The 22,513-nt window shown below is 52.9% G+C and carries 22 protein-coding genes; 6 read left to right on the top strand and 16 right to left on the bottom strand.

Annotated features, from left to right (window positions below; genetic code table 11):
• Nucleotides 1–19: 19 nt before the first annotated feature.
• From yhbY to spoVAC, 10 genes are all read right to left on the bottom strand, one after another.
• A complete protein-coding gene (gene yhbY / locus ACE5KN_RS20225) occupies nucleotides 20–310 on the bottom strand; it encodes a ribosome assembly RNA-binding protein YhbY (protein WP_375528000.1) in 291 nt (96 codons plus the stop codon).
• A gap of 115 nt (nucleotides 311–425) precedes the next feature.
• A complete protein-coding gene (aroE, locus tag ACE5KN_RS20220; protein ID WP_375527999.1) occupies nucleotides 426–1,292 on the bottom strand; it encodes a shikimate dehydrogenase in 867 nt (288 codons plus the stop codon).
• A gap of 84 nt (nucleotides 1,293–1,376) precedes the next feature.
• Nucleotides 1,377–2,504: a ribosome biogenesis GTPase YqeH gene (yqeH, locus tag ACE5KN_RS20215; RefSeq protein ID WP_375527998.1), complete on the bottom strand. Its 1,128-nt coding sequence runs from the start codon at nucleotides 2,502–2,504 to the stop codon at nucleotides 1,377–1,379.
• Nucleotides 2,501–3,028: a YqeG family HAD IIIA-type phosphatase gene (locus tag ACE5KN_RS20210; protein WP_375527997.1), complete on the bottom strand. Its 528-nt coding sequence runs from the start codon at nucleotides 3,026–3,028 to the stop codon at nucleotides 2,501–2,503. Before ACE5KN_RS20210 ends, yqeH begins: the two co-directional genes overlap by 4 nt.
• Nucleotides 3,029–3,304: 276 nt before the next feature.
• Nucleotides 3,305–5,545 (bottom strand): DUF4129 domain-containing transglutaminase family protein, encoded by a 2,241-nt coding sequence (locus ACE5KN_RS20205; protein ID WP_375527996.1) that lies wholly within the window; start codon nucleotides 5,543–5,545, stop codon nucleotides 3,305–3,307.
• Nucleotides 5,546–6,775: a DUF58 domain-containing protein gene (locus ACE5KN_RS20200; protein WP_375527995.1), complete on the bottom strand. Its 1,230-nt coding sequence runs from the start codon at nucleotides 6,773–6,775 to the stop codon at nucleotides 5,546–5,548.
• Between the two features lie 18 nt (nucleotides 6,776–6,793).
• The gene (locus ACE5KN_RS20195; protein WP_375527994.1) at nucleotides 6,794–7,753 is read right to left on the bottom strand and encodes an AAA family ATPase; all 960 of its coding nucleotides are present in this window, start codon (nucleotides 7,751–7,753) and stop codon (nucleotides 6,794–6,796) included.
• 178 nt (nucleotides 7,754–7,931) lie between these two features.
• Complete coding sequence (gene spoVAE / locus ACE5KN_RS20190; RefSeq protein ID WP_355321175.1) at nucleotides 7,932–8,282, bottom strand: stage V sporulation protein AE; 351 nt, start codon at nucleotides 8,280–8,282, stop codon at nucleotides 7,932–7,934.
• Between the two features lie 5 nt (nucleotides 8,283–8,287).
• The gene (gene spoVAD, locus ACE5KN_RS20185; protein ID WP_375527993.1) at nucleotides 8,288–9,304 is read right to left on the bottom strand and encodes a stage V sporulation protein AD; all 1,017 of its coding nucleotides are present in this window, start codon (nucleotides 9,302–9,304) and stop codon (nucleotides 8,288–8,290) included.
• Complete coding sequence (gene spoVAC / locus ACE5KN_RS20180) at nucleotides 9,301–9,831, bottom strand: stage V sporulation protein AC (RefSeq protein ID WP_375527992.1); 531 nt, start codon at nucleotides 9,829–9,831, stop codon at nucleotides 9,301–9,303. Before spoVAC ends, spoVAD begins: the two co-directional genes overlap by 4 nt.
• 216 nt (nucleotides 9,832–10,047) lie before the next feature.
• Between spoVAC and ACE5KN_RS20175 the strand changes: the two genes are divergently transcribed.
• Entirely contained in the window at nucleotides 10,048–11,121 is a 1,074-nt protein-coding gene (locus tag ACE5KN_RS20175; protein WP_375527991.1) for a M42 family metallopeptidase, read from the top strand.
• Between the two features lie 105 nt (nucleotides 11,122–11,226).
• On the opposite strand, the gene ACE5KN_RS20170 is transcribed toward ACE5KN_RS20175, so the two are convergent.
• Nucleotides 11,227–11,937 (bottom strand): metal-dependent hydrolase, encoded by a 711-nt coding sequence (locus tag ACE5KN_RS20170; RefSeq protein ID WP_375527990.1) that lies wholly within the window; start codon nucleotides 11,935–11,937, stop codon nucleotides 11,227–11,229.
• Between the two features lie 214 nt (nucleotides 11,938–12,151).
• Between ACE5KN_RS20170 and ACE5KN_RS20165 the strand changes: the two genes are divergently transcribed.
• The 4 genes from ACE5KN_RS20165 (at nucleotide 12,152) to ACE5KN_RS20150 (ending at nucleotide 16,095) form a co-directional block, all read left to right on the top strand.
• Nucleotides 12,152–13,165, top strand: coding sequence for a methionine ABC transporter ATP-binding protein (locus ACE5KN_RS20165; RefSeq protein WP_375527989.1), 1,014 nt, complete (start codon nucleotides 12,152–12,154; stop codon nucleotides 13,163–13,165).
• Nucleotides 13,155–13,820, top strand: coding sequence for a methionine ABC transporter permease (locus tag ACE5KN_RS20160; RefSeq protein WP_375527988.1), 666 nt, complete (start codon nucleotides 13,155–13,157; stop codon nucleotides 13,818–13,820). Before ACE5KN_RS20165 ends, ACE5KN_RS20160 begins: the two co-directional genes overlap by 11 nt.
• A gap of 47 nt (nucleotides 13,821–13,867) precedes the next feature.
• Nucleotides 13,868–14,710 (top strand): MetQ/NlpA family ABC transporter substrate-binding protein, encoded by an 843-nt coding sequence (locus ACE5KN_RS20155; RefSeq protein WP_375527987.1) that lies wholly within the window; start codon nucleotides 13,868–13,870, stop codon nucleotides 14,708–14,710.
• Between the two features lie 335 nt (nucleotides 14,711–15,045).
• Nucleotides 15,046–16,095 (top strand): glycosyl hydrolase, encoded by a 1,050-nt coding sequence (locus ACE5KN_RS20150; RefSeq protein ID WP_375533139.1) that lies wholly within the window; start codon nucleotides 15,046–15,048, stop codon nucleotides 16,093–16,095.
• Between the two features lie 68 nt (nucleotides 16,096–16,163).
• On the opposite strand, the gene ACE5KN_RS20145 is transcribed toward ACE5KN_RS20150, so the two are convergent.
• Nucleotides 16,164–17,102 (bottom strand): copper amine oxidase N-terminal domain-containing protein, encoded by a 939-nt coding sequence (locus ACE5KN_RS20145; protein ID WP_375527985.1) that lies wholly within the window; start codon nucleotides 17,100–17,102, stop codon nucleotides 16,164–16,166.
• A 227-nt stretch (nucleotides 17,103–17,329) separates the two neighbouring features.
• On the opposite strand from ACE5KN_RS20145, the gene ACE5KN_RS20140 reads away from it, so the two are divergent.
• On the top strand, nucleotides 17,330–18,226 hold the full coding sequence (locus ACE5KN_RS20140; protein ID WP_375527984.1) for a copper amine oxidase N-terminal domain-containing protein: 897 nt from the start codon (nucleotides 17,330–17,332) through the stop codon (nucleotides 18,224–18,226).
• Nucleotides 18,227–18,408: 182 nt separating this feature from the next.
• Here ACE5KN_RS20140 and ACE5KN_RS20135 read toward each other — a convergent pair whose 3' ends face one another.
• The 4 genes from ACE5KN_RS20135 to ACE5KN_RS20120 all read right to left on the bottom strand — a co-directional run bounded on the left by ACE5KN_RS20135 (nucleotide 18,409) and on the right by ACE5KN_RS20120 (nucleotide 22,468).
• Entirely contained in the window at nucleotides 18,409–20,316 is a 1,908-nt protein-coding gene (locus tag ACE5KN_RS20135) for a DUF4832 domain-containing protein (RefSeq protein ID WP_375527983.1), read from the bottom strand.
• A 41-nt stretch (nucleotides 20,317–20,357) separates the two neighbouring features.
• Entirely contained in the window at nucleotides 20,358–20,486 is a 129-nt protein-coding gene (locus ACE5KN_RS20130; RefSeq protein ID WP_375527982.1) for a hypothetical protein, read from the bottom strand.
• A 74-nt stretch (nucleotides 20,487–20,560) separates the two neighbouring features.
• A complete protein-coding gene (locus ACE5KN_RS20125; protein WP_375527981.1) occupies nucleotides 20,561–21,397 on the bottom strand; it encodes a carbohydrate ABC transporter permease in 837 nt (278 codons plus the stop codon).
• Nucleotides 21,398–21,598: 201 nt separating this feature from the next.
• Entirely contained in the window at nucleotides 21,599–22,468 is an 870-nt protein-coding gene (locus tag ACE5KN_RS20120; protein WP_375527980.1) for a carbohydrate ABC transporter permease, read from the bottom strand.
• Between the last annotated feature and the right edge of the window lie 45 nt (nucleotides 22,469–22,513).

Below are 22,513 nucleotides of genomic sequence, written 5' to 3'. Positions count from 1 at the left end.
CTTTATCCCGGATGCGTCATTATGGAAGCTCGATTTGCTTATTATCGCGGGATTCCTTGTAAAGGATAATCGTGCTGCCGATCACCTGCACCAGCTCCGAGCCGGTCTTGCCGGCCAATTCCTCGGCAATTTCATGCTTGTCGTCCAGATTGTTGTTTAGAATGGATACCTTCATCAGCTCGCGCTTCTCGATCGCATCATTAATATGACGGATGAGATGATCATTCGTTCCGTTCTTCCCTACCTGGAACACGGGATCAAGATGATGCGCCAGCGAGCGCAAGTACCGCTTCTGCTTGCCTGTTAACATGTTATTATATACCCCTTCACGGCTGGTCGGTCACGGATGAATACCGTACCGGACTCAAGCCTCTCTCAATTAGCAATTAAGTTAGTTGGTTAATCATTCAACCAAGATATACAGCTCAGGCCAGGCTATCCAGCACGGCCTGCCGCATTACCTGCACATCCGGCCTGAATCCGAGCCAGTGCTCGAAAGCAATCGCCCCCTGGTATACGAACATCCCGAGGCCTCCGTGCACCGTGCAGCCACGCTGCAGTCTGCTTTCGCGAAGCAGCCGGGTTTCCAGCGGATTATAGATCAGATCACTGACGACGATCCCTTCCGGGATAAGCTCCACCGGCAGAGGAATATCCTCCGTCTGCGGATGCATACCGACTGACGTGGTATTGATCAAAATATCCACACCGGGAAGATAACTGTGGGCCTGCTGCATGGAGTACCCTTCCACCGGTATCCCTGCGTTAAATTCAGCGGCAAGCTGTCTTGCCTTATATTCCGTCCGGTTGAGAATAATCACTCGCTCCGGCTCTTCCTGCAGCAATGCATGCACAATTCCTCTGCTGGCTCCCCCGGCCCCAAGCAGCATCACCGTTTTACCAGCCAAATCAGGAACAGCTTCTTCCTTAAGGGATCGGACATAACCGGCTCCGTCTGTATTATATCCCTTCAGCTTGCCGTTTGCATGCACAACCGTATTGACGGCCCCGATTTTCTTCGCTGCTTCATCGAGTTCGTCCAGATAGTCCATCACTGCAACCTTATGCGGGATCGTCACATTGATGCCCAGAAAGCCCTGTTCACGGATATCCTGCAGCGTCTGCTCCAGCTGGTCGGATTTTACATGCAGGCGTCGGTATTCCCCTTCAATGCCTGCCGCACGAAAAGCCGCCGCCATCATGACCGGGGATTTGGAATGCGCAATCGGATCACCGATAACGCCCAGCAGCACAGATTTTCTGTCATTTATATGGTTTGCATTCCCCATCATGGTTATTACGCTTCCCTTCATGCCTAAAGTATGAACGGCGGCAGGAACTGCCGTTCCATACCGCCATGCAGTTATACAGCCAGGCTAGATCAATGATGGGCGGACCAGTACACGGATACCGCGTGGCGCGTGCACGGCGACCAGTGCTCCGCTGTTCCCGTTCACCTTGATCCATCCCAGGCCGGATATATAAACATCCGATTCGGACCCCTTGGGAATCCGGAACTCATGTCTCGTCCACTCCGGCATTGCTTCTGCATCCTCTTTAGATGGAGGGGAAAGAAGCTCGCCCGCATGATTTGCGTATAAATCATCAGCCTTCTCCAGCTTGGTACGGTGAATCTTCAATCCGCCGCTGATGTAGCAGGTAAAGGATTGATGGGCACCTTCAATAAAATCAAACCGCGCCATGCCGCCAAAGAACAGCGTCTGTCCCGAATCCAGCTGATATGCGGCAGGCTTCAGCGGCTTCTCAGGCATTACGGCGGCCAAGTCCTTCCTTGAAACGATTTCACTGAAACGCCAAGGATAAACGATGCCCGGAGTATCAATAATGAAATGCCCGTCATCCAGCGGAATGTTGACCATATCCAGCGTCGTTCCCGGATAACGCGATGTTGTCAGCTCCTGCTCCAGATCGCTGTAGTCGCGGATCAAACGGTTAATGAGTGTGGATTTACCGACATTCGTTGCGCCGACAACATAAACGTCACGGTCGCCGCGCTGCTCGGCAACAGCTTCCAGCAGACGGTCAAAGCCCTGATTCTTCTTGGCGCTGCATAGCACGATATCGGTGGTGCGCAGCCCCTGCTCCTTCGCCTGCTTCTGCACCCAATTGCGGATTTTGTTCCAGTTCGTGACCTTTGGCAGAAGATCGGTCTTGTTGACTGCGAGCAGAACGGGATTGCTGCCCACAAAACGCTGAAGCCCTGAGATCAGGCTCCCTTCAAAGTCGAAAAGATCGACAATATGAATAACGAGCGCGTCTTTGTCGCCGATACGTGTGAGCAGAGCGAGGAATTCGTCCTGATCGACCGTTACGGAAGACGATTCGTTGTAGTTTTTAATACGGAAGCAGCGCTGGCATATGACCGGCTCTTTATCGAGCGCTTTCTCGGGAACATAGCCCGGCTGCTCAGGCTGGGCAGTCTGCAGCCGGATGCCGCAGCCGCTGCATTTGACGGCTTGAAGCCCGTCAGGTGTTTCTGTCATTTCTTCTTTTCCTCCTCATTCCAAATGCCTTTTCTGCGAAGCTGCGAAAGGGCGATTCGCTCCAGCCCCCTGTTGATGCGGGTTGTCCAGCCTTCATCGTGCAAGGAAATCGGGAGCACAAGCACGGTGTGCAGCCCGAGACGGTTGCCTCCGAACACATCCGTCATCATCTGATCCCCCACAACGATCGTCTGCTCCGGGGTCAGCTCCATCATGCTCATCGCTTTGCGGAAGGGGGCATTGGACGGTTTGCGGGCAGCATGAATAAACTCGATGTCAAGCGGTGTCGCAAACAGAGAGACCCTGTCCATATTGTTATTCGACACGATCACAAGCTTGAAACCGGCTTTCTTCACCTTTTCAAACCATACGACAAGCTCGGGCGTCGCATTGGGCTCCTTCGCCCCGACAAGCGTATTGTCCAGGTCGGTAATTATGCCCCTGTACCCCTTGGCATACAGGTCATCGAGGTCAATATCAAATACCGTATTCACCCGCAGCCTGGGCATAAACATTTCAAACAAACTCGTTCACCTCTATTTCTTAAAGAGGTAGTTCAAAAAGTCATCTTTTGATCACGAAGTAAATCAGGAAGCGGACTCGACATCGAATCTTGAATTCAGCCGGGACTTCCGGTGCTCACGTACCCCAAGTACGCTCCGCTCCTCAGTCCCTATCTTCATTCAACCTTCTCGGTGCTGAAAACCTGACTTTTTGAACACGCACTTAGAGCAAACTATACCATAATCTTGGAAGTTAGTAAAAAGCCGCCCGCCAGCCTCGCGAACGACTTTAAACCGCTATACTTCCCCTGATTCGGTCTGTACGTTGGCTTGCGTTGATTTCATAACCGCGCGCAGCTCCGCTGCATACATTCTCACTGCAAGCCAATCTTCCTCTGTAGCAGCCGAAGGGCTGTACCTTGCCTTCTCAAACACCTGCAGCAGCCTTCTCAGCACCGGCGAAAGCTCGGGGGTCTCCCGCTCCCACCGCGTTACCGATTCACGCAGCGTTTCGCTGGTTCCACGGTTCCAGCCTTTTCGCCGCAGGTACCGAAGCCAGCGCTCAGTTTCGACAACAACTTTCTCTCCTGGCGAGAGCGGCCTGCCTGCGCGGAGGTTAAGAATATAAAAGTGAAGTTTAATGCGGTTTCTCCATATAATATACCCCGCCCACAGCATTAAAACCGCAGCTGCAGCCCACACAATGCCTGGGTTGATGGTCATCTCGCCGTTTGTATCTGCCGGTCTGATCTCCTGTTCCTCCTGCTGAGGCTGCTCTTCCTCAATCTCGGGCGCAGTTACAGGTTCGGCCTCCTCCTGCTGCGTCAGCAGCGGCATATCAAATCCCGGAGTCGCTTCAACCGGAATCCAGCCGTAATCGCCGAAGTAAACCTCGGCCCAAGAATGGGCATCCGCATTGGACACCGCATAAGCCGTCATATTTTCTCCATTCGCCACCTCCTGGGCATCATCAAGAAAGACCTGCTGCCCAGGCGCGTAGCCTTTGACCCAGCGTGCAGGGATGCCCAGGGAACGGGACATCATGACGAGCGAGGTAGAATAGTAGTCACAGTAGCCTTCCCGGATATCAAACAGGAAGCTTTCCACGAAATCATCGCTCTGGGCCCGAGAGATATCCGGGTTGTTCGTGTAGGTGTAGTTTTGCTGCAAATACTGCTGCAGCAGGCCTACCTTTTCATACGGCGTATCGGCAGATGCCGTGATTTGCCGCGCAAGCTCTGTCACCCGCTCCGGAAAATCATCCGGCATCTGCAAATATTCTTCGATTTGGTTTCGGCGGCCTGAATATAGATCATCGAACGTTTGCCTGCGAAGCTCGCCTTCAGGCACGATCGGCACCTCGGAGATGATGGTATAGGTCCGTGGAAAAGGATTGCCTCTCCGCGTTGAATTCCAGTGCATTTCCGACTGCTGCGGTTTCCAGCTGAGCCAGTCGGTATTCGTGCTGCCGTCAACCGATTGAACCCGGTTGATTGAATAAGCGCCGAACAGCACCGGATAGGACTCCTCGCTGGCCATGTTGACAGTCTGCACGACCTGTACCGTCTCGATCTTCGGATGGTCTTCATTTTCCAGCTCCTCATTCGCCCGTACGGTCTCAAAATCGCTTCTCCGGTTTGCATCCTCCGCCCACCCTGTGCCTGTGTAAGTTCGGCGGGTCTCCCCGCGCCAGTAGCTGCGCTGGCTTGTAATCACGTTCATAACGGGCGAATAATCGAAATTAAAACCTCCGCCTAGCCGGTTATCCTGCCGGCTGTAGCCGGATTCCGTATTCATCTGCTGATTCAGCGCCCCGTTTCCGCCGGTCATTGTAACCGCTGCGACACCATTATAATTTCGCCACGCCGTATAGGGGTCCGTCACGGTTGGAGGAACCTCAGGCATATTAACACCCGCAACGATGACGAGTGAAAAGATGATGGCAATGTTCGCCGCAATCTTGAAGGGTGAGCGCCGCAGATGCTTCCAGCCCTGCGGATAACGCAGGCTGAAGCTCTGAAAATGCTTGGAGACAAGCCAGCCCATTCCGGCAAATACGATCCACGCCACTTCCTGCCACAAAATGGATGGAGTGAAGGAATCCAGAATGCCAAAGGCAATAATATTGATACCGAGAAAAACGAGGATTCGCTGCTTGTTGGTCACCACAAGCGGAATCAGCTCCAGAATCAGCCAGGCGATCAGCGAAAACCAGAGGTACGGAGTGAGATTGTCGATAAACTCCCCGATCCGGCTGCCAGGTGAACCCGAACTCGAAATAATGGAATAGGAGCTAAGTGTTCTATACAGGATAATAAACACTGCTGCCGCCTTGGCGACAAGCTTCCAGCCCGGCCTGTTCGGGAGCACAATTTCAATCACGGCCAGCGCAACCAGCGTGGCCAGCACGAGCGCATTCGTCTCCACAAACCAGATGGTTGAAGTAAATGACAGCCATTGCACGGCAATTAAAATAATCCATAATAAGGTTAAGGCATGATACCAGGACGATATCAGGGAATTCAGCCATTTTTTCATTTACATACCTCCCCCCATCACGGCCGGAAGCTCCTGCAGCGAAGATACACTGTACGCATAAATCCCTCTCTTGCGCACAGTTTCCACCCATTGATCCTGTTCACCCTTTCGTCCGGATCCGCCGATATGAACATGGCATGGAATCATGCCCTTTGCATCAGCCCAGCGGAAGATTTCCAAAGCCCTTTCATCGGCCAGCGGGCTTACCAGCACAAAAAAGGAGCCCTGCGGGAACTGACGGATGGCAACCTCCAGGCTACCCATCATATCTCCGGACGGATCAAGGTCAAGATCGACAAGATGATGCAGCATCTTTTGCCGCTCCATCGCATTTTCGCTTGGCTGAATCACCATCCCTCTCCGTCCGGCCGTACACAGACCAACTCCCATGCGTTCTCTTCCGCCGAACTCCAGAAGGGATGCCGTAGTGGAAATGGCCAGCTCGAATTGGTCGCCGGACTTGTAATGGGCAGACAGATGATCCAGTACGAGCATCGTCTTTGGAACCGTCTCATGCTCGAATTCCTTGGACTTCCAGCTCCCGGTTTTGGCGGTGGCATTCCAGTGAATGCGGGATAACCTGTCGCCGTATACATAATCGCGCACGCCGTTAATCTGGGTCGTCTCCCGCCGCGTCCGTGTCAGGACGGAGTCGGGACCGGCCAGCCTTGTTTTGCGGTTATTCAGCTCCCAATAAGGGATAAATACCACGCGGGGCAGAACGCGGAATTCTCCCGGAGCTTTCACCAGCCCCTTGTTTTCCATTAATCCGAAAATGTCCTCGGTGATAATCTCCGTATCCGCAAAATAATAGCGTCCCCTTTCCAGCGGTGTTGTCTGAAAGGAGAGCTGCCCGTTTCCTTTGATGCTTGGAATAATACTCTCTTCAAAAGACCAGGATTCCCCCGTATGGCGCTTGAGCACCTCTCTGACAATGATATAAGGCAGCGGCAAAAATCCCGGAATGGACAGATGCAATCTGACATGAATCTGGTCTCCCGCATGCAGTGTTTCACTGTATTCCGCCCCGCTGGATAAATATCTCACCCCTTTGGCACGGCTCACACCGCTCATGCTCCCGATCCACAGGTAGATGCCCAGCAGCGTTACCATGGAGAGCAGCATAAAAGAGGTTTTGCCACCCTGAAACAGCACATACAGCAGACACGACAGCCAAACCCCGGCAAACAGCCAAATCCTGCCGGATCTTCCGCTCCTTTTTCGCATCATTCGGTTGGAGCTCATCGCTTATCCACGCTCCAGCTGAACGGGAACGTTGACCTGGCGCAGTATGGCCTGTACAACCCCCGCAGCATTGGAATTTTCCATCCGTGCTTCGGGACGGAGCAGCAGGCGGTGAGCAAGCACATAAGGAGCCAGTCTCTTCACATCATCCGGAAGCACATAATCACGCTCATGGAGAAAAGCAAAGGCCTTGACAGCCATCACAAACGAAAGCGCAGCGCGGGGGCTGGCGCCAAGCAGTACGGTGGAATTTTCACGAGTCGCACGGACAATATCAAGCAGATAGGTGGTTACGACATCGCTGATATGTACACCGCGGATCTCTTTCTGAATGGCTGCGATTTGCTCCATATGGGCAACTGGCTGCAGACGGTCTACAGGCTGGCCCTCCTGGTGTCTGAGCAGCAGATTTTTCTCCGTCTCCGCATCGGGATAACCAAGACTGATTTTCAGCATAAAGCGGTCGAGCTGGGCTTCGGGCAGCATATATGTGCCTTCAAAATCAATCGGGTTCTGCGTAGCGCACAGCATGAACGGAACGGGCAGCTCGTGCGTTTCCCCGTCTACCGTCACATTTCGCTCCTCCATGACTTCAAGCAGTGCAGACTGCGTCTTGGTCGTGGCACGGTTAATTTCGTCCGCAAGCAAAATATTGGTCATGACCGGGCCTGGTCTGAAATAAAAGCGCTCGTCACGCGGATGAAAAATGGAAACGCCGGTAATATCGCTCGGCAGGATGTCGGGATTGCACTGAATGCGGCGGTAATCTCCGCGCATGGATTTGGCCAGGGCTTTAATCATTTGCGTCTTGCCTGTGCCCGGCACATCCTCGATCAGGACATGCCCCCCGGCGAGCAATGCGGTCATTAATAATTGTATTTCAAAGGATTTTCCCAGAATGCAGGATTCAAGGTTGGCTCGAATCGAGGAAATAATATGAAAGGATTCTTGGCGAACCGGCATAAAATTGCAAACCTCCTACAAAGAATAGCAAACATGTTTCCTATTATTGTACATGATGGAGGTCGCAGAGTACACTTTGCTTCACTGGCAGCTTCGTCATCTTTCTCCAATACCCGCGCTGAAGCGCACCAAAACACCCCATTTGCATAAATGGAGTGCTTGGGTGGCAAATTATTGATCAGCCTTTGGGGCGTACGACCAGCGCCGCCAGAAATGAAAAAATGATGGCTGACGAAATACCTGCACTTGTCAGACTGAAAATGCCTGTAATCACACCGATCCATCCCTCCTGCTCCAGCTCCGTCAGCGCGCCGTGAACGAGCTGATTGCCAAAGCTGGTGATGGGAACGGTCGCGCCTGCGCCGGCAAATTTAATCAAAGGATCATAGATGCCTACGGCATCGGCAATGGCCCCGACCACGACAAGAGTGGCCATCGTATGAGCAGGAGTCATTTTGAAGCCGTCCATCATAATTTGACCAATCAAACAGATCGCTCCACCTACCAGAAAAGCCCATAAGTATTCCATTGATTTCAACCTCCTGTTTCAAGCGAAACCGCATGCGCGATACATGGGATGCTGTTTCCCTGCTGATAGGACAGAGGGGACAAAAGCGCACCCGTTGCTACGACAAGTATGCGGTTAAGCTCCCGCTTTTCGAGCTTTTTCAGCAAATGTCCGTAAGTGACGACCGCGGAGCATCCGCAGCCGCTGCCGCCCGCAAATATTTCCGCCTGCTTCTCCCTGTCATAGATCATCAATCCACAGTCGTTCATTTCCGTTTTCTCAGGGTCAACGCCCTGCTTCTTAAGCAGTTCTTTCAGGATCGGCAGCCCGACGGAAGCAAGGTCACCCGTGACGATCAAATCATAATACTCGGGGCCCCGGCCCGTGTCCTTGAAATGCGACAGGATCGTATCCGCTGCAGCAGGCGCCATCGCACCGCCCATATTGAAGGGATCCTTCAGCCCCATGTCCACAACCCTGCCAATCGTTGCGCTTTCTACGATTACGCCTTGGTCGGCGTGACCCACGATGGCACATCCCGAGCCTGTTACCGTATATTGAGCCGTGGGCGGCTTTTGTCCTCCATATTCTGTCGGGTACCGAAATTGCTTCTCCACCGTGCAGTTATGGCTTACCGTTCCGGCAAGAGCATAGTCTGCACCCCCTGCATCCACAATCATGGAAGCCAGAGCAAGACTCTCCATGGAAGTGGAGCAGGCGCCGAACACGCCCATGTAGGGAATGGCAAGCTTGCGGGCGGCAAACGAAGCGCTGATGATCTGGTTCATAAGGTCGCCGGCAATGAAAAACTGAACGTCCTCCTTGGTTAAATTGGAATTCACAAGAGCCAGAGAAGAGGCGCGTTCAAGCAGACGGCGCTCTCCCTTTTCCCACGTGTCTTCGTCAATTTCAAGGTTATCGTATACGTAGCTGAAGTCTGAGCCCAAAGGTCCTTCCCCCTCCTTGGGGCCAACGACCGTTGCGCTGCCTTTGATGCGCGGCCTGGAATCAAACTTCCACGATTGTCCTCCCAAGCGCTTCATAGGTGTTTCCCTCCTACACCAAGAATCGCGTAAATAATGCCTACAATAAAAGCGGCCACGACCCCGAATACGATAACGGATCCGGCCAGCTTGAACATTTTTGCGCCGACGCCGAGCACAAGCCCCTCGGACCGGTGCTCCAAAGCCGCCGAGCACATGGAGTTTGCAAAGCCTGTTACCGGAACCGCGGTTCCCGCACCTGCCCATTGCGCAAACTTATCATAGACGCCCATACTGGTTAAAATAACAGAAATGAGTATGAGCACGGCTACGGTCGGATTTCCCGCCTCTTTGGCGGTCATATGAAACCCGTTCATAAAACCTTTCAGGATCAGCTGTCCCAAAACACAAATCAGCCCCCCTACAACAAAGGCGCGAATACAATTGCCGACGATTTTGCGGGCAGGCTCATGCTTTTTGGCAATTTTTTGGTACTCCTGTTCCTGTATGTTCAAGGACGGGGTAGTCTTTTGCCGCAGGCCGCCCGTCTTTGCACCAGCGCCGGCCGATCCGGAATTGGCTGCCATCATCTACACCCCCTGCAAGGATTCCGCTTAAGCGGTAATGCATATTCATTATTTGCGATCCTGTCCAGCCTTATGAATGGAAAATGATAAGCACACCGCTGGCGTCGGCGTTTGCCTTCTGGCAGCAAAAGGAATAGACGTTGGACTTTCCAGCACAATAAAGGCATACTAATAAAAACAATACGACCACTGGTTAATTAGGAGTGAAAAAACAGCATGGAACAGCAAACGTTGGAGTTATTCAAAACATTGACCGAATTCCCGGCTGCGCCCGGCCATGAACGGGCGCTCCGCGCCTGGGTTAAGGAGCGGATGTCAGCATATACGGATGAATTTGTACAGGATCATCTTGGAAGCTTGTTCGGGGTTGTCCGCGGGAATGAGCAAGGTCCAAAGGTCATGGTTGCAGGGCATTTTGACGAAGTCGGATTTATCGTGAATGGCATAACCGACAATGGCATGATCCGGTTTCAGCCTGTGGGGGGCTGGTGGAGCCAGGCCGTGCTGTCGCAGCGGCTGCAGGTGATTGCACCGGGCGGGCCTGTCATTGGGGTCGTCGGCTCAACGCCGACTCATCTGCTGGACGACACAGCACGCAGCAAGCCGGTAGACATGAAAGCGATGTACCTGGATATTGGCGCTGACAGCCGGGCTGATGTGGAAAAGCTCGGCATTGTGCCAGGCATGCAGATCGTGCCTGTCTGTGAGTTCACACCGCTGGCGAATCCGAAGAAAATCATGGCCAAAGCCTGGGACAACCGCTATGGCGTTGGTCTTTCCATAGAGCTGCTCGAAGCCGTACATAAAGAGAAGCTGCCGAACATCCTCTATACAGGTGCAACCGTGCAGGAGGAAGTGGGACTGCGCGGGGCGCGCACAGCAGCCAATCTGATCCAGCCCGATATTTTCTTCGCCCTTGACTGCAGTGCAGCCAATGATATGACCGGCGACAAAAATGCGTATGGCCATCTCGGTCAGGGCGCCCTGCTGCGCGTGTTCGATCCGACAATGATCACCCACCGCGGTCTGCTGGAATATGTGAAGGATACGGCGGATACCCACAACATCAAGTACCAGTATTTCATTTCTCCGGGAGGAACGGATGCCGGTCAGGTGCATGTCAGCGGGAAAGGGGTGCCTTCCACCGTCATCGGTATTTGCGGACGCTATATCCACACGTCCTCTTCCATTATTCATACAGATGATTACGATGCGGCCAAGGAATTGATCATAACATTGGTTAAAAATCTTGACCGCACAACCTTGAATACAATAATCGAAAATTCCTGAACGAACGGTTCGGATTTTAAAAGAGCGAGTATCAGCGGCGGATGTCCACCAGATACTCGCTCTTTCTTTCATACATTAGGGCATCAGCGATTTTGAGGAATACAGTCAGATTGCCGATTGAACAAAAGCGTAGATGGCCAGCAAGAGCGTCAGAACGATGCCTACCATCTCCACCCTTGCCCCTTTCCTTGTCCCCGTGCTCATCAGTTTGAAGCGCAGCTTCCAGGGCAGGGGCGGCAGCGGACGTATCCCGTTGTTCGTCAGCGAATCCAGAAGCAAATGCAAGGTATACGCAATTCCTCCCGCCAGCCAAATGCTGGCCCCATACTGCTGCGTAGTGCCATACAAGAGCCCTGTCCATGCCGCAATTGCATAGACCGTGTGCGTCAGTCCCCGATGCGGCACGATCGTACAGATCATCAGCAGACAGCCGGCAATATAGTTCCAGGGCGCATAAGTCGTGCCATACCACGCAATGCCAGCTCCGATCACGAAGATAATCACCTTGCGCATCAAACGTGAAGGCATAAACGAAGCGGCCACAATGAGTATGGCCAGAATGAGATTCCATGGAGCAGGCGCAGCCTCCGCAAAGAACACCCAGCCCGCGGCCGCGACCATCAGCAGCTGTATGACCCGGAGCATCCGGCCGGAAAGCGTTCTGGTCACCAGCAGCGAATTAGGTTCATCGATATCCGGAAGCAATGCGCTGACTGCAGCAACGGCCGCTGCCGGAAATGTAATTTCATATCCGTTCAACGCAAGCACGGACAGCGAAACTCCGGTACCGATGATTAAATGGGCTCTTCCCATCATGTTGTACAGCATCCTTTCCCACAACGGGCAGAACCGTTTATAATTTCAAACCGTTCTACATTATATAACAAAAGTACGAACGGGAACAATAGTTCGCTTTTTATGAATGATATGTCCACTGCCTTGAATAATAATGCAGCTTACGATTGAAAGCGATTGACACGTAAACGCATACATCCCTATCATAATAGTTGGTCTTCAAGGGGGGAATGCCATGATCAAATTAATAGATTTGAATAAACAATATGTAACTCGCAGCAAGACCGTCCATGCGGTCGATCATGTCAATTTACATATCCGCAAAGGCGATATTTACGGCATTGTCGGATATAGCGGCGCTGGCAAAAGCTCGCTGCTAAGATGCATCAATCTGCTTGAGCGTCCGACCTCCGGCCAGGTGATTGTCAACGGAACGGACCTGACGAAGCTGCCGAAAAAAAATCTGCGGATCGCCAGGCAGAAGATCGGCATGATCTTTCAGCATTTCAATCTGCTGTCCAGCAAAACAGCCGCTGAGAATGTTGCCTTCAACCTGAAGGCTGCGGGCGTGAAAGAACCGGCGATACCAGGGCGTGTTAAGGAGCTTCTTGAACTGGTTGGTCTGGCGGACAAGGCGGATCACTACCCTTCCCAGCTCAGCGGCGGGCAGAAGCAGCGGGTCGGCATCGCCCGGGCCTTGTCCAATAATCCGGATGTGCTGCTCTGCGATGAGGCAACTTCAGCCCTGGATCCGAAGACGACCGAATCCATTCTGAAGCTGCTGAAGGAAATTAACCAAAAGCTGAGCCTCACCATTGTCCTGATTACACATGAGATGGAAGTCGTGAAGGAGATTTGCAACCGGGTGGCCGTCATGGAGAATGGCAAAATTATTGAGGAAGGTGACACCTACTCCATATTTGCCGCTCCGCAGCAGCCTTTAACCCGCGATTTTATCGACAAGGTGCTGCAGTACAAGCTTCCTGAACGGCTGCTGGAGCGGAGCAGGGGCGTTATTGTCAACATCCTGTTCCGGGAGTCCAAAGCAGAGGAAGCCATAGTGTCCGAGGTACTGAAATCCTGCGGTGTTACGGGCAATATTCTGCACGGCAAAATCGAATATATTCAGGACAAGCCCATGGGCTTCTTCATCATGGAGCTGACCGGACCGGATACGGAAATCCGGAAAGCCATCGAGATGCTGACTGATAGAACTGCCGGAGTGGAGGTGCTGCGTAATGTTCTCTGAACGATGGGCTGAACTGCTCCCGGAAATGTGGAAGGCTTTCTATGAAACTTTATACATGGTTGGCGCCTCTTTGCTGATTGCCGTCCTAATCGGCATCCCGCTGGGTGTGCTGCTCTTTGTCAGCGGACGCAGGCTGTTCTGGAATAATCCGGTTCTGTATATGCTGCTCGGTTTTATTTCCAACCTGATCCGTTCCATTCCATTTGTCATCCTGCTTGTTCTGCTGCTGCCGATGACCCAGGAGATCGTAGGCAGCACGATCGGACCTACTTCCGCCATCGTGCCGCTTGCCGTGGCCGCCATCCCGTTCTTCGCGCGGCTGGTGGAGACCTCCATGCGCGAAATCGACAAAGGGGTGATCGAATCGGCCATGGCCGCCGGTGCTTCCCCATGGCTGATCATCCGCGGGGTGCTGCTGCCGGAAGCGAAGCCGGGCATTACGGCAGGACTGACGATTACGGCCATCAGCCTGCTCGGCTTCTCGGCAATGGCGGGCATTGTCGGCGGCGGCGGAATCGGGAATCTGGCTATTCAGTACGGCTACTACCGATACGACAACTTTGTGATGTTCACGACCGTTATCGTGCTGATCGTTCTCGTCCAGATCATTCAATGGATCGGGGACTGGGCTACGGCGAAGGTAAGTAAAAAATAAACACAATCTCATAATATCGTAAAATTGATGAACAGGAGAGATAGAACATGAAAAAATGGCTTACACTGATTGTAATTACAGCTTTGTTGAGCATGCTTGCAGCGTGCGGCGGGCAGCAGGCGGATAGCGGTAACAGCGCCTCCGGCAGCGAACCGGCCAAAAAAGATATTAAAATCGGCGCAACGGTCGGCCCTTACAGCGATATGGTTACCAAAGCCATCAAGCCTATTATGGAAAAAGAGGGCTATAACGTTGAAGTCGTGGAATTCAACGACTATGTGCAGCCAAACAAAAGTCTGGCGAACGGCTCCATCGACGCCAACCTGTTCCAGCACATTCTGTACCTGGAGCAGTTCAAAAAGGATAACAAGCTTGAGCTGAGCGCGCTGATCAGCGTGCCGACCGCTCCGGTCGGTATTTATTCCAACAAATTCAAATCTATTGACGAAATTCCCGACGGCAGCACCGTGACCGTTGCCAGCGATCCTACAAACCTCGGGCGCGCCCTTCTGCTGCTCAAAGCTGCAGGACTGATCGATGTAGGCAATCTGGATCCGGCAACCGTTTCGGAAAAGGATATCACATCCAATCCGAAAAACCTGAAATTTAAACCGGTCGAAGCCGCACAGCTGCCAAGAACGCTGGACAGCGTTGACGTCGCGGTCGTCCCCGGCAACTACGCTTTGTCTGCAAGCATGGACTTGAACAGCGCACTCCAGCTGGAGAATGTGCCTGAAAATTACCGCAACCAGGTCGTCGTCTCCACTGCCAATGAAAATGCGGATTTCGCCAAAGCGCTGAAGGCCGCAGTGGAATCACCTGAATTTGAAAAAGCGATAGACAGCGACTTCCAGGGCTTCTCCAAGCCGGAATGGATGCAAAACCGCTAATCTGTGACTAACCGCCCACCATCGGTAGGCGGTTTTTTTGTACATATCATTAAAACGTAGGTAGTTCATTAGAATCATTGTTTTCTGTAAAAGTTGCAAGCTACTTACATAGGTTATAATATAGTACTGATCCTGCAACATACATATTTCGACATCAAGCTTTTAAAAATTAGATGAGTCTCATTTGTTCGGAATCCTCCTCATAAGGCTCGACGTCTATTTTTTTCATTTGGCATTTTTTGTTTTACATGCCGCTTGGTGGTGTACAAATAGCATAATAAAGCTCCCTGTTTGAGGAAGCCCCCTACTTCTTATGTGAAGAAAGGATGATGGATGTGAAAAAGCGACGAAAGAGCAGGCTGGTTTTGAAAGCTGCAGTAATATGCCTTCTATCTGTTTTTTTATTTGCAGAATCACAGCATTCATTACCTGCGGACGCAGCAGCCCTGCCCGTAAACGCCAACGCCTCGCAGGAGGCACGCAGCCTGCTTTCCTATCTTTCAAGCATTTCAGGCAAACAGCTGATTACCGGCCAGCATGACTATCTGGAAAGCCCGGATGAGCTGAACAATAAACTGAGAACCATCAGCGGCAGCTATGCCGGACTGCATGGCTATGAGCTGGGAGCGATCTCCAACCAGAGTGCGGAGGAAATGGCCAGACAGCGGAATAATGTCATCTCCTCCGCTATCCAATGGGACCGTAAGGGCGGCATTGTCGCCATGACGTTCCACCAGCCTTTGCCCGGCACGGCACGAACGTGGAAGAATGTGCAGACCAAGGTCACCCAGGAGCAGTTTGACAAATATGTCACTCCCGGGACGCAGGAATATAATCATTTAATCGCCGACCTGGATGACGTGGCCGTCTATTTGAAAAAGCTCCGTGACGCCAATGTTCCTGTCCTGTGGCGACCCTATCATGAAATGAATGGAGACTGGTTCTGGTGGGGGAAGAAGAATAATTTCAATCAGCTGTGGGATATCATGTATGACCGATTCGTCAATGTCCATCATTTAAACAATCTGATATGGGTGTGGAATCCGAACGCGCCGAATCCATATTCGGCCCCGTATGCCACGGTATTTCCGGGTCTTGCCAAAGTGGATATTCTCGCCGCAGATATTTACGATAATGATTTCCAAGACTCCTACTACCAGGGCCTGCTGGCATTGTCCGGCGGAAAACCGGTCGCCATCGGGGAGAACGGGCAAATGCCAAGTGCCGAGGTGCTTGCAAAGCAGCCCAAATGGGTATACATCATGACGTTCGGAAAGCTGCTTACGGAGCAAAACTCAAACAGTGACATTAAAACATTTATGAATGCCAACAACACATTAACGCTTCCCGAGCTGGTCAAAAACAGGGAAGCAGCATCGAAATAACGAATAATGGAGAGCTTTAGGCCAGACGGCTTAAGCTCTCCATTTCAGTTGATTCCTACAACTTCCGCTTATTGTCCCGAATCAGCTTCCTCATACACAACCACGGACTGGCTTGTCGGCTCCCACTGTACGGTTGCGCCAAGAGCTTCGCTGATAACTCTGACCGGTACCAGAGTCAGACCTTCCACAGACTCGGCGGGTTGGTCCAGTGTGAAAGGCTGTCCATTAACATACGCTGTCCTGCTGTCCAGATACAGCTTTACCGTGGATTCACCACGCGTTACGGTAACCGACTTGTCCTGCGGGTTCCAAGCAACATCCGCATTTAGTGCCTCGGACGCCGCGCGGAACGGAACAAGCGTCGTCCCCCCGCGGTTAATCGGTTCGGCAGCAGCCTCTCTGCCATTAACGAACAGCTTCATGCCAGCCTTGCTCCCGGCTTTACGGGAAAGCTCGCCCAGCTTTTGATAGCCTTTAAGATTGGATACATCCGCCAGTACCGCTTCCTGCTGGACATAGACCGCATCCGTCACACTCCCGTTTTCGGCAAGCAAATCAGCAGCCGCTTCAAGCGCCTTGGCAGATTCCTCAATCTGCTCCACCTCGGCAATTTGTTCGGGCGTCAGTTTGTCGGAATAAGAGGTAAGCAGCAGATTGGCCAGTACCGCCCCAGCGTGCTTGCCCTCTTTATTTTGAATTGCATTCAGCAGACCTTTATAGCCACGATGTCCTTTGCCGACATTGCTACTCCCTACTTCGCCGTATGTAACCTCTGTTACCCCAGCGGGAGCTGCCTCCGGCTGTTTGTCCGTTTTTTCCGTCTTTTCTGTTGGCTTGTTCTTCCCGTTTGCGTCCCCGTTCCCCGGGCTTGTACTTTTGTTTTCGGATGCTTTCCCGGCCTTCTGGCTTCCTTGGCCTTTGGCCTGATCAGGCTTGGCGGCTACTGTTCCAGCAGTCAGCCCCAGCATGAGCATACAGGATAATAGAATAATCCAGGCTTTTTTCATGATGTATGTCCTCCTCTGCAGAATGTGCCTTCCATGTATATTACGGCTTTTATAGCAGGAAAATAAAGAGGGTCTTAGGACATAAGCTCTGGAATTTGCATTCAGAAAGGTTTTTCTGCAACTTTGGAAATTTATTCTTTTATTTATGATCCCGGACAAAGTAAAATGAAAGGTACATTGGTCACAAAAATAGTTAATTTGTTCATTGGAAAGGAAGAGAACATAAGGTGAGCAAAAGATTTCTGTCTGCGTTCCTGCTTTTAACTGTCCTGCTGGCATGCGGGCTGACAGGCCATGCATGGGCGGGCAAGAGCTATCCATTCACTGTAAATGGCGTTGAGATTGAGGCTGACGGCACCGCTCCTTTTATGGATGACTCATTGGGTGCTATTTATGTACCCTCCCAATTTTTCAGCAAACATCTCAATTCACAGGTCAAATGGGAGGCCAGCACGAAAACGGTCATTATTCAAAACGAGGACACTGCCTCTGAAATCCGGCTAAAGATCAACGAAAAGGCCATGACGGTAAAAGGTACAGCCAAACCGCTGAGTACACCTGCTGTCGTCAGAAACGGCCAGGATGGGCGGCCGGCGACCATGGTCCCGCTGCGAGCCGTACTCGAAGAGCTGGGCGCATCCTTGTCATGGAGTAAATCCAATACGGTCCTCGCCATCAAGACATCATGGAGAATCCCCGAGCTGGAGACGGACGGAAACACCTGGCAGCCCTATGGAGTGCAAAAGGAAATCGCCCCCGCCATCTTCAACGGAGTCAACTACAAGGACGGAGTCCTGAAGCTGAACATCCCGCAGATTCCCGGCAAAACGATTGAGGCTCTACTGATTGACGGCACAGACGCTTCAAAAACACCCGTAGAGATTAAGCAGGGCAAAACCTATAGCTTTAAAACGAAGGATTTTTCGTTAAGCATTCGGGTTAAAATGCCAATGGCGGATGATCCGGCCCAATCCGTGGTCTACGACGCCTATGACATCTATACCACAAATGCTGCCAAACTAATATCGGAGAACTACATAGAAGGAGACCTTACCGTAGTAGACCGTTATCGGCACTACATCCCGCTCACGCGGGTATATGAATCGCTTGGCATCAAGCCATAGACCAGAAAGCAGGAAGAACCTGCTTCACCCTTTCGCCACTCTCCTTCGTAAAGCTTCACATGGATCATGCACCGTCCAATACTGTGCACTTTGGTCCGTTTCTTCAGGTAAGTGATGGCAAGTTTTAAAAAGGCAGACGGTCACCCAGGACCGTCTGCCTTATCTGTTGTATACGTATTGTTTCACTTCTTCGTGCCGGTGGGGCCTGCGCTTACGACGATGCGGTCGATATCCGGCGCATAACCCGCCGGCTGGGAAAACAGCAGCGTATTGGACCCGGCCTGCAGATGTACAGTCGTCTCCTGCGTGGCGACTGTCGTCCAGCCGCCGGAGCTCGGGAAGCTGAGCGGCACGCCCGCGCCGCCGTTCACGCTTAGCACGGCCTGGCGGCTCGCTTCCCCGTTCAAATAATGGATCGTCAGCGTATAGTCGCCTGCGGACGGCACCTTAATTGCGTTAAACCGCAGCGTACCGCTGCCGTTGCCCAGGTAGCCTACCTTGCTCCCGCCGGAGCAAGTCTCGCAGCTCGCGATGACCGCAGAGCCCCCGAGCGTGTTGCCCGTCGCTTCCGCCTCATAGGCGGTATTGCCTGAAGACGGCGGCATGCCTGTCACGGGCGGGTCTGCCAGTACCGTAGAAGTAGTCGCACTCGCGGACACACGGAAGCCCGACAGCGTCAGCCAGCCATCGCGGTCCGCATCCTGCCGCGTGTTCGCGAAGCGAAACGTCTTGCCGCCGGTGAGCGGGTTGACAACCCGCATGACGAGCTTGTAGTCACCGGGCATCAGGTTGTGATCCGCGCTGAACGAAAAGGCATAGTCCGTATCGCCGGGCAGGACGCTTTTCAGATTCCAGTCAGCTGTCCCGAGTGACTTGACCCAAGTGTCGGAGGCGTCCAGCACCCCAAACTCGACCGGCCAATTGTAGTAGAACGGGGCCACGCCCTTGTTCTGGAGCTTGACGTTGACCTGCAGTGAGGACGCCGGAGAGTCGGCCAGCTGCACGGAGGAGTTGAACAGCGTGTAGCCGAGCATTTTATGCGCCCGCAGCGCATTATCCGAGGCTGTCTTGTCCGGAAGAGAAGATTTGTACACCCGATCGTACATGAGCCAGGAAGCATGTGTCGTCTCGACAGAGGTCTGGAAGTCTTGGCCATTCTGGTTCGGCCAGTGCTGCCAGAAGCTCGAATCCTGCTGGAGTGGCGGATAGAGCTCGCCGCCGATCGGATGCGTCTGCCAGATGTTCTGCAGACCGTTCTGCGTGATCAGATTCCAGAAGTCCCAATCATGCTGGAGCAGCGTCTCGTACGAGAAGGAATCATCGTGGTAGCCGAAGGCGCTTTTTAAAGAGGCAGTGCTTGCGGAATAAGGGTAACGGGCCAGCACATGGGTCGTGTGGAACGCGTCCTTGAACGCGGACAGCAGGCCATCCCGGTTGCTCTGGTTCATCTCCCAGTTCGTCTGGTCGGTATTATAGGGCCATGTATGCCACTCTCCCCAGAAGCCGTAAAGACCTGCCGTCACGAAGCCGATCCGGGGATCGCCGTCGTAGCGGTCACCGAGGGCGGCGACAAACTGGCGCAGCGCCAGATTGAGATTTGCATCGTTCCAGTCAGGGGCCAGACTGTGCGTTGCCGTATCGTGGTTGCCGTTCTGATCGTAATCACGGGTCAGGAGCCCGCCGTCGATCAGAAATTGCGGGATGCCGGTCATACGTCCCGGATAGTCGACGTAGACGCGGAAGGCCGCCTGGTTGCCCCGGCTCGCGATATCGTCCAGATAAGCGTCCAGCGGTGCCCAGTTGTATGTGTTCCAGTCGGTCATCACATCGCGGAGCGAGACATAAAACCATTCCATACTGTGCGGAAAGCTGTTATTCGGATCAGTGCTGTCCGAGGGCAGTCTGGAGAAGGGCAAAAAGCCCTTCAGCGGGTTCAGCTCCAGCCCCGGCTTGTTCGGGTCGTACGTCTGATCCTGCCACTCGCCGGAGGCGGCGGCATGCGGGACCCTGAAGTTCATGAACAGCATCGAAGCGAGCAGAACAAAGATGACTATTATCAATCCTGGCCTTGCGAATCTTGCCTTCGACATTACATCGTTCACTCCTGTTCACGTGGGATTAACTATTGAAGCTAACGGCGAGCCTGCTCGCCGCCCTTGCTCCTCACCTCCTTTCCGGCACGGCCCATGGCTGCCCCAGATATCACCGCATTCTGTCCGTCGGCCAGCAGAGTGGTATCCCTGGTCTTCAGGCTGTGCATGCCGTACACTCCGTTTGACGACAGATCTCCCGGCTATAAGTCCTCGTTTGCCCACAGGGTCGTGCGCCGCCGGATCAGCCCTTGCTGGCGCTGAAGGCGACACCCTCAATGAACCGCCGCTGGAAAATGAAAAACAGAACGAGCATCGGAATCACGGCCATGAACGCGCCGGCCATCAATACCGGATAATCAGTGCCGAACATGGAGACAAGCGTCGCGAGACCTGCCGACAGCGTCAGCTTCTCCGGCGAGCTGTTGATGATGAGCGGCCACTGCAGCTCGTTCCACGACCAGAGCAGCTGGATGATGACGACCGCAACAAGCGCGGACTTGACGAGTGGCAGCATGATGTAACGGAAGATCTGGAACGGATTGCACCCGTCCAGCACTGCGGCTTCCTCCAGCTCCTTGGAGATGCCCAGGAAAAATTGCCGCAGTAAAAAGGTGGCGAATGGGCTGACAAGCGAGGCGATCCAGAGCGCGGTCACCGTGTTCACCAGTCCGAGCTTGCTCATCATCAAATATTGCGGCGTATAGAACACGGGGTTCGGGACCATCATGACCGAGATGATCAGGAAAAAACACAGCCCTCTGCCCGGAAAGCGGATGCGCGCGAATGCAAAGGCCGCCATGGAGCTGAAGATGACAGGGAATAATGTCTTCATGAACGCTGATATCATTGTGTTCCCATAATAATGCAGAAGGGGCGACTGTCTGAGCGCGTCCGCATAACCTCGCAGGCTCGGCTCGGCAGGAAGTATGGTGATCGGAATCTGGGTCGCCTCCGTCGTCGTCTTGAGCGACGTAAGGATCATCCAAAGGAACGGAAGCACCATAACAACGGACCCCGCGATCAGAATCAGATGTATGATTAGGTTGCTTCTATGTTTGGTAAAAGCAGCGCTGCTCATTTTCGGACCTCCTAAAAGTTTTGTGAGGGTTACTTCCTGAATCAGCTTCGAACAAAACTTGCTTCGGAAGCGTTACCAAGTTTTGTGAGCGTTACTTCCTGAATCGGCTTCGAACAAAACTTGCTTCGGAAGCGTTACCAAGTTTTGTGAGGGTTACTTCCTGAATCAGCTTCGAACAAAACTTGCCGCGGAAGCATTGGCTTAGTCGTAAATCACCCATTTTTTTTGCAGCAGGAACTGGATGCCCGTCAAAATCAGATTGATCAGCAGCAGGATGTTGACGATGGCCGCCCCATAGTTCTGATCGTAGTAGATGAACGAATTCTGGTAATAAGCGTATACGAGAGAGCGTACGGCGGGCAGCGCAACGTTCGTCTTGCCGATGATCAGATAGATGCTGTCAAAAATTTGCGTTGCGCCGATCACAAGCACGATAGACGTAAAAAACAGCGTCGGTGTCAACAGCGGCAGCGTGATGGAGCGGAACTTGCGGAAGCCGACGGCGCCGTCGATCTCGGCCGCCTCGTACAGTGGGCGTGGTATCCCTTGCAGCCCGGCAAGGATCAGCAGCATATTTAAGCCAATCGAGCCCCATACGCCGACCATGACAAGGGCATACATGGCAAACCGTTTGTCCGAGATCCACGCGATATGGGTGCCGAGCGCTGAATTCAGCAGCCCGTAATCCTGCGCGAATATAATGACCCACACCATGGCTGCTGCGGCCGGCATCGTGACCTGCGGCAGAAAATAAATGACCCGATAGACGGACTGGCCCTTGATCTTGGCGTTCAGCAGCACGGCGAAAAACGTGGAAAGCACAATGGTCGCAGGCACGAACAGCACGACATAAAGCATGGTATTGCGAAGATTTTGCCAGAACTCCTCGTCCTGAAACAACCTCTCGTAGTTGGCCCAGCCGACCCAATGACTGACCAGACCGAAGTTTTCAGACTTCAGGAAGCCCAGGTAGATTGAGTAGACTGCCGGCCAGGTCCAGAACACCAACGTTCCGATCAAGGTAGGGGCGATCATCAAATAGGCCCATGCATACCTGCTTTTTGAATTCATTTCCTTCACCTCATATTTACCGAAGGCGTCCCGGATGCCGGAACG

Origin of the sequence: Paenibacillus terreus, from assembly GCF_042138595.1 — a bacterium.
GTDB classification, from domain to species: Bacteria; Bacillota; Bacilli; order Paenibacillales; family Paenibacillaceae; genus Paenibacillus; species Paenibacillus terreus.
The sequence above is the reverse complement of the archived record's forward strand: the minus strand, read 5'-3'. Positions and strand labels throughout refer to the sequence as shown.

What these genes read in the sequence shown, in the direction of transcription:
- spoVAD (WP_375527993.1), bottom strand. Translation starts at nt 9,304, where the DNA reads ATGAAGCGCTTGGGAGGACAATCGTGGAAGTTTGATTCCAGGCCGCGC.
- ACE5KN_RS20195 (WP_375527994.1), bottom strand. Translation starts at nt 7,753, where the DNA reads ATGCCGGTTCGCCAAGAATCCTTTCATATTATTTCCTCGATTCGAGCC.
- ACE5KN_RS20120 (WP_375527980.1), bottom strand. Translation starts at nt 22,468, where the DNA reads ATGAATTCAAAAAGCAGGTATGCATGGGCCTATTTGATGATCGCCCCT.
- aroE (WP_375527999.1), bottom strand. Translation starts at nt 1,292, where the DNA reads ATGATGGGGAATGCAAACCATATAAATGACAGAAAATCTGTGCTGCTG.
- ACE5KN_RS20200 (WP_375527995.1), bottom strand. Translation starts at nt 6,775, where the DNA reads ATGATGCGAAAAAGGAGCGGAAGATCCGGCAGGATTTGGCTGTTTGCC.
- ACE5KN_RS20130 (WP_375527982.1), bottom strand. Translation starts at nt 20,486, where the DNA reads ATGCACAGCCTGAAGACCAGGGATACCACTCTGCTGGCCGACGGACAG.
- spoVAE (WP_355321175.1), bottom strand. Translation starts at nt 8,282, where the DNA reads ATGGAATACTTATGGGCTTTTCTGGTAGGTGGAGCGATCTGTTTGATT.
- spoVAC (WP_375527992.1), bottom strand. Translation starts at nt 9,831, where the DNA reads ATGGCAGCCAATTCCGGATCGGCCGGCGCTGGTGCAAAGACGGGCGGC.
- ACE5KN_RS20145 (WP_375527985.1), bottom strand. Translation starts at nt 17,102, where the DNA reads ATGAAAAAAGCCTGGATTATTCTATTATCCTGTATGCTCATGCTGGGG.
- ACE5KN_RS20135 (WP_375527983.1), bottom strand. Translation starts at nt 20,316, where the DNA reads ATGTCGAAGGCAAGATTCGCAAGGCCAGGATTGATAATAGTCATCTTT.
- ACE5KN_RS20165 (WP_375527989.1), top strand. Translation starts at nt 12,152, where the DNA reads ATGATCAAATTAATAGATTTGAATAAACAATATGTAACTCGCAGCAAG.
- ACE5KN_RS20160 (WP_375527988.1), top strand. Translation starts at nt 13,155, where the DNA reads ATGTTCTCTGAACGATGGGCTGAACTGCTCCCGGAAATGTGGAAGGCT.
- ACE5KN_RS20170 (WP_375527990.1), bottom strand. Translation starts at nt 11,937, where the DNA reads ATGATGGGAAGAGCCCATTTAATCATCGGTACCGGAGTTTCGCTGTCC.
- ACE5KN_RS20175 (WP_375527991.1), top strand. Translation starts at nt 10,048, where the DNA reads ATGGAACAGCAAACGTTGGAGTTATTCAAAACATTGACCGAATTCCCG.
- ACE5KN_RS20155 (WP_375527987.1), top strand. Translation starts at nt 13,868, where the DNA reads ATGAAAAAATGGCTTACACTGATTGTAATTACAGCTTTGTTGAGCATG.
- yqeH (WP_375527998.1), bottom strand. Translation starts at nt 2,504, where the DNA reads ATGACAGAAACACCTGACGGGCTTCAAGCCGTCAAATGCAGCGGCTGC.
- ACE5KN_RS20125 (WP_375527981.1), bottom strand. Translation starts at nt 21,397, where the DNA reads ATGAGCAGCGCTGCTTTTACCAAACATAGAAGCAACCTAATCATACAT.
- ACE5KN_RS20205 (WP_375527996.1), bottom strand. Translation starts at nt 5,545, where the DNA reads ATGAAAAAATGGCTGAATTCCCTGATATCGTCCTGGTATCATGCCTTA.
- yhbY (WP_375528000.1), bottom strand. Translation starts at nt 310, where the DNA reads ATGTTAACAGGCAAGCAGAAGCGGTACTTGCGCTCGCTGGCGCATCAT.